The 6,648-nt window shown below is 54.3% G+C and carries 5 protein-coding genes; all 5 read right to left on the bottom strand.

Features of this window, described 5'->3' with window-relative positions:
* Positions 1 to 498: hypothetical protein (locus VI895_09095; GenBank protein HLG19950.1), on the bottom strand; the 498-nt coding region annotated here is incomplete at its 3' end.
* A 287-nt stretch (positions 499 to 785) separates the two neighbouring features.
* On the bottom strand, positions 786 to 2,183 hold the full coding sequence (locus tag VI895_09090) for a sigma-54 dependent transcriptional regulator (GenBank protein HLG19949.1): 1,398 nt from the start codon (positions 2,181 to 2,183) through the stop codon (positions 786 to 788).
* Positions 2,180 to 4,051, bottom strand: coding sequence for a sensor histidine kinase (locus VI895_09085; protein HLG19948.1), 1,872 nt, complete (start codon positions 4,049 to 4,051; stop codon positions 2,180 to 2,182). The genes VI895_09090 and VI895_09085 overlap by 4 nt, the downstream gene beginning before the upstream one ends.
* Positions 4,052 to 4,638: 587 nt before the next feature.
* Positions 4,639 to 5,583 carry an HNH endonuclease gene (locus VI895_09080; protein ID HLG19947.1) on the bottom strand — a complete coding sequence of 315 codons (945 nt, stop codon included), beginning with the start codon at positions 5,581 to 5,583 and terminating at the stop codon, positions 4,639 to 4,641.
* Positions 5,584 to 5,615: 32 nt separating this feature from the next.
* A complete protein-coding gene (locus VI895_09075) occupies positions 5,616 to 6,494 on the bottom strand; it encodes a hypothetical protein (protein HLG19946.1) in 879 nt (292 codons plus the stop codon).
* Positions 6,495 to 6,648: the final 154 nt, after the last annotated feature.

Genomic DNA, 6,648 nt, shown 5'->3' with positions numbered 1-6,648 from the left:
GGCGAGGCCGGCCGGCCCGGAGCCGATGATCCCGACCGACAGCGGCGAAGTCTTGTCCTTCTCGGCGCGTTCAGCCAGGGCGGCCACGTCGGTGATCGACCCGCTGCGGTACCTAGAAAAGCGCTCGATCAGTCTCGCCCGCCTCTTGCCTGCTTCCAGACCGGGGCGAATGTCACTTCGGAACGCGAATTCCTCCGTGACGATTCTCTTCAGAGCTCGGATGGAAAGGGGGGCATCCAGTTTCCCGCGGCGGCAGGCAAGTTCGCAGGGAGAACCGCAAATCCGCCCGCAGATGGAGGCCAGCGGATTCGGGGCCCGTGCGATCAGGTATGCGGCTTCGAAATCGCCTCGCTCGATCGCCTGGATATATGCGCGCGCGTCCGTATGGACCGGGCAGCGGGACAAACACTTGATCTCCGATTTCCAATACGAAAAGTCGGGTACACAAACTTGTCGACCTTTCGTGGTTTCCTCCTGTTGGTGTTTGTCGGGGTCCATCAAATCTCACGCGATCCGAGCAAGCCTTGTGCCATCATCCATACAAAGACAAAGCGCCGAAGGGCTTAGTGCCTCGATCCATAAATACGGTGAAGCATCGAGGTTGTCGATGCGCCGCGTTCTCGGTGCCCGGCGACTGAGGCGTACCGGGAAGTACGGCGAAGGAGAAGGGTGCCGAGAGCGCGGATGCAGCGACGACCGAATGCCATCGTATTTATGGATCGAGGCACTTAGGTGCTTTCGGTGGAACTCGGCTTTTCTCGGGAGTCGCGCCATATCGAATTTCGTCAAGAACTGTCGGATTCCGGCAGACCCGGACGGCCTTCAAGAGCGTTCAGGCGATCATGTAACGTTGACCGTGGGATCCTCAGGAGCCGAGCCGCCTTCGAAAGGTTGCCGTTACTCTTCTCCATCGCCCAGGAAAAATACGCCCGCTCGGCCTCCTCCACGAAGTCCTTAAAGCTCTTTCGCGTTACATCGATAGCGGGTGACTGTGACTCCGAACCGTTCGGGGATGTGACGTGAATGTATTCTTCGGGGAGGTCCTCCAATTCCACAACCTCGTTTCGGTGAAGCCAGCAGAGTCGCTCGACCAGGTTCTTAAGCTCTCGTACGTTTCCGGGCCATGGACAGCGCTTGAGCTGTGACAGGGCTTCCGCCGAGAAAGACCGCAGGGCACGGTCCCGTTGGGCGCGCTGCTGTTCGATGAAGTGCCGAACCAGCGGTTCGATGTCCTCCGTGCGCTCCCGTAATGGCGGCAACAGGATGGGTATAACGTTCAGACGGAAAAACAGATCTTCGCGAAATCTCCCTGTCGTCACGTTTTCGCGGAGTCTTGGATTCGACGATGCAACCACACGAACGTCCAGGTGGACGCTGGACGAAGAACCGACGCGTTCAATCTCGTGTTCTTCCAGGACCCTGAGCAGTTTGGCTTGCGCTTCGATCGGCATCGCATCCACATCGTCCAGAAACAGCGTGCCGCCGTCGGCCCTTTCGAACCTTCCTTTATGGCGCTCGACTGCGCCGGTAAAAGCCCCCTTCTCATGCCCGAACAATTCGCTCTCCACCAAGTTGGGCGGCAGCGCGGCGCAGTTGAACGCCACAAAATGCGCTTGATTTCTGCGGCTTGCCTGATGAAGAGCGCGGGCCACCAATTCCTTCCCGGTTCCCGACTCACCGAGAACCAGAACCGTGCTGGGTCCCGGGGCTACCGTTCGGATCAAGTTTCCGATCCTGCGCATCTCGGGGCTTCCGCCGACGAGATCGGGGAGCGCTCCGACAAGGTCCAGCGCGCGGCGTAGTTCAAGGTTTTCCTGTTGCCGGGAACGAAACTTGGCTATGCGCTGCAGCTTGAGAAGAAGGGCGTCGTTCTTGAAAGGCTTGGTGATAAAATCGTAGGCTCCATCGCGCATGACCTCCACGGCGAGGTCGATGGTCGCATACGCCGTGACAATGAGGACCGTGAGATCGGGGTACTCCGCTCGCACATGCCGCAGCAATTCGGTCCCACCCATGCCGGGTAATCGAACATCGCTCACCAAGACATCGCAGCAGTTCTTCGAAAGGAAAATCAGGGCTTCCTCGGCGGTCTCGACGCCCGTGGCTTCATCACCGTTCCGATTGAGAAAATGAACGACGGTCGTCCGTTTGATCTCCTCGTCTTCGACATAGAGAACTCTCATACCGCGGCTCCCGACACGGCGTTTCCGGCATCCGGAAGAAACACCCGCACGGCGGTCCCTTTCCCGGGGGCACTATCCACCTCGATCGTTCCTCCCAGCGCGTCCAGATACGCTTGAACGGTCCACATGCCCAAGCCGACCCCTCCCTTCCGGCGAGAGTAAAAGGGCTCACAGATGTGCTTAACGTCGTCAGGGCCCATGCCCACACCGTTGTCTTCTACGAGCATTTCGACCCTGTTTCGATCGCTCTGAGTAACGCTGATCCGAATGGACCCGCCTTCACGTGAAGCCTGTATGGCATTGCACAAGAGGTTGTCAACGATATCGCTGAACACGGAGGGATCGGCCCGAACGACGATCCACGCATCCGCAGTCAAGTCAACACGGAGCGAATTGCGATCGATCTGTACCTGCCGCAACCCGAGCACGGCGCGGACGGCCGATTCCACTTCTGTAATACAGTTCTTCTCTCCGGCTGTGAGGTCCAAGCTGGATAATCGCGAGACGATCTTATGAATTCGATCGAGTCCACTGGACAGGAGCGCGACATATTCGCGTGACGTATCCGGATCGAGCGAGCCCGATTTCAGCTCTTCGACGCAATCCATGATCCCGCTCAAAGGGTTGTTGAGCTGGTGCGCGAGGCCCGAAACAATCAGCTGCGTCGTCGTCTTGTGTTCTTCACGAACTTCCCGCTCGCGCCGTATCAAGGCTGCCGTTTTTCGGGTGAGCGTTTCGATCATCCCGTCAAACGATCGGGTTAGCAGGCCGATCTCGTCATGGCCCTCGACTTCACCGCTTCGCGGGTAAAGACTGCCGGTGCGTTGAATACATTCTGAAACGTCCACGAGCTTAAGAATCGGCCGTACGATCCGCCCACTGAGGCTCCATCCCCACGCTAGAGCGACGAGCACAAGAAGGGTGCCCAGGACAATCGCATGATAGATCCATTTCGAAACAACCGACGGAACCGACGAAGCCTTCCGCATCCACGAAAGTTTCCAGTGCGGCAATAAAGCGTGCTCGTTCCCAAGCGAGGAAAAACCGACGATCCATTTCTCCCCGCCCATGACCTCGATCGCATGTCCATGCACCTCGCTCGTATGGCGTAGCTGATCGCCCATCCTCTCAAAGAGAGTCGCCCATTCCGCCGTATTACCCGATGCGGCGAGAACCCGTCCTTTGCGGTCCAGCAACGACCAATGCGTGATTTTCCTCTCATTCTCTTTTCGTTCATCGAAAAGCGGCAGCAGTCTTAGCAGATGCGCTCCGCCCGAGACTGCAGCGAGGAGTGAATGTCCTCTATTATATGGGTTCGTTCTTTCGCCCGTTTTTCCGGGACCGGGTACGGGAGCAGTTATAACGAGATGAGATGGTTCGAGTGACCCACGAGATTCAACCCAGTGGAGCGTAGCTTGATCCGAAGGCGTGTTTCGCATCCAACGCTCTTGTATGATCTCCTGTCCCAGAAGGTCGGAGACCGATCCCCAGCTCGACAATACGCGGCCCCTGTCGGAGAAAATCGCCACACCTGTGTAAGGAAGACATCGGCTCCGCAGTTCTTTCAGGGGATAGGCCGCCGATGAGACGCCTTGCGAGGCGGCTTGAATTGCCGGTCTTCGGCTCCACTCCAGGACCTCCGCACTGCATTCGTCCATGAACGCCGCCAGCGCCCCCAGGTAAGTCCGCGCATTCTCTTCGAGCCCAACTCCAATTTCATCGAAACGTTGGTCGTCCCCTCGGAACCATACGGTCAGCACCATGCTTACCGACGACAACAGCGCTAAGGCTCCGAAACTGAATATGATCCGCCGAGGCAGTTTGCCGAACCGCCCGAACCGTAATCCGGCCTGAATACGTTTAAACAAGGATCGTACTTTCCCTTCCTAATCAAAGGAGTTCTTACCCTTGCAGAACCCCCATGGCAAAGGCGTTGGCGCAGTAAAGTTCAGCGTGCCGGAAGGAGCGTAAGGGAAAATGTGCTCCCTGTGCCAGGTCTGGCAAGAAGGCGTACCGGACGACTCACGTTCTTCGCCATACGTTCGCGACGATCCACGCGAACCAGACGAAGGACATCCGGGCGACGCAAGCCGCCGGGAGGAAACGTTATTGTCCTGCGGAGGACAGCAAGGCAAAAACTCGGGGAGCTGTCCCCCAACGTCCCCCAAACGGGGGAAAAAGAAAAAAGCTCTCAATGATCTTGAGAGGTTGGAACGCAAATAGTGGAGGCGGGGGGTCAATGGCGGCGCCCCGTAACCGTTTGGTAACGTTTAGGAAATCAATCACATCAAACGGATAGCCAATTCCGATATCACCCGATCTCACGCGACATCACCCCGTTACAGTCGAGCGGTTACTATTTGTTACCAAAATCGCGTCCGGGAAAATGGTGGAGACGTCTGGTCTCTACCCTCTCAAGCAACACCAAAAGTGGTTCCTATCTAAGTAATTGCCCCTAGGATTCAATTAGGTCCCCTTTACCGAGATTACATTCAAGGCAGAGGGTTCTTAGATTTTCCAAGCGGGTCGGGCCATCCTTGGAGTATGGCGATACATGATCTAGGTGAAGTTTCACACCAGGTTCATTTGCCGGCGACCGTCCACAGATAACGCATCGAAAGCCATCTCGTACGAGCACCTTGTATCTGAGACGCACTGAAGGGTTGCGTGTCCGACTCTGCCTTTCATTCTTAAGCGTCTTACCCGAGTCACTCACGGTCTCAATTTCACTTTCGTCCTCAGGCTTGTGACTTCCAGGATCTGAAAGCGTCTCGTCGTTTGCCCACTGTACAAAGGCCGCGAGAGCCCTTCGCCAACTACCAAATCTACCTTCATATGCTCCAGCACTAATCTCAGAAGGAGGTCTTTCGATGTCACCATAGCGAGGCCGGCGCCCAAGGTATGTCCATACGTTTAAGAGATTTTCAAAATACTCTTCGTTAGTGAATCGCCTTCTAAAGTTGGGAGAGTCCTTCAGGCCCGCACGCGCCAACGCGCGGCTCCACGTACCGAATCTACGAACGATCGACAACGGATGAATCAGCGACGTTGCACGAGAAAAATCTTCCTGTGCCAAAGTAGTTTGCTGTAAGCGTTCTGCGGCGGCTTTTAATTCTCGTATAATTTCTTCATTTGACAAGGTACGGGCCGATTGATTGCGCATCCGATGGCTCACGATTCTCCCGGAGTAACGGTCTTCAATCCCGGCCGCTTTTAATGTCTCGAACCAACCACCAAACCTATTGATGACAGCTGAACTCGAAATTCGAGAATGCTTATCGAAATCTTTCCGAGTCAGCGTTTTTGCCTGTACCAATTTTGCGACGCGCTTAATTTCGTCAATGATCCCGATGTCACTTCGATCCACAAGGAAATCTAGTTCAAATCGTTGCTTGCTCATATCGAAGTGGTTTCAATGAATGCGTCATTTGGTCAGTACCGTCGGAATTTCGCTTCAAAGAGCCAATTTGGCACTTCAACTCTACGGGCCTCAGGGTGATTTGCCAGTAACAACCTGAATGTCCGAAGGCTCCCATACGCGTCTTCCAGCAATGTATCCTGCAATTCATAATATTTCTTGTCGTATTCAACATCCGAAATCGCGTGGGCCGGATGTCTTCGCATTTCCCTCACCTTTTTAAGTGGATTAATCACATGATCGTACGCGCCCTCATCGGTTCGAATGCTCCTTTTGAGCCATTCCTCAAACATGCTGAGCGTGCCTCGTTCGCGAGGGGCGTCAACACCCCTGATTCTCGAAAATTTAGTCCTCGAAATCCAGGGAGGGAAGAAGTCCGCGTTAATATTGTCGCTGAGCATCTTATCCACCGTATGCACGAACTCATGAAAATGTTTTTTTGTCGGTCGGACAAAGAGCGAAAACTCTTTAGGCCGTTTATCCTCGAAGGTTTTTCTGAAGAAATGCGGCCATCCAATCGCGGAGCACATTTGATTTATGATTTTCTGTTCCTCGATAAACGCAACATATAGCGAACCACCGATTGTCCATTCAGCTTCAATGGTATTTCGGTAATAGTCCTCACACATTCGACATCTTTCCGAATCGAGTTCGTATGTTGACCAATAGAGCTGATGGTCGGAAGAAAGGGATGAGAGGTATCTCAAATAAACTACGACGACACGGTCTTCATGATTCTCATACCCGAGACCAAAGGTCTGCAAGAATACGTCATCCCGCTCCCTGTACTTATCTTTCTCTTCCTCCCTCACATTGAAAGAAATGTGCCCATGGTAGTCCCCAAATTCGAAGAGGTATCTTGGATCGTCGAAGTAACGATCCAAAGCTGCCAATTCAAAAAATTTTGAGGTACCCTCAAAAAGTGTGGAAAAAGGAAAGGCGACTTAAGCTTCCCAGTTGAATCAAAACTTTAGACCCGGCAAGTGCGCTGGGAGGAAGGATAAGTCGCCGTGAAAGAGCAGAACATAGAAGGAACCGTAGCGTCAA

The organism is Bdellovibrionota bacterium, assembly GCA_035292885.1.
In the GTDB taxonomy this organism is placed as follows: Bacteria; Bdellovibrionota_G; JALEGL01; order JALEGL01; family DATDPG01; genus DATDPG01.
This window is presented reverse-complemented; position numbering and strand designations above follow the sequence as displayed.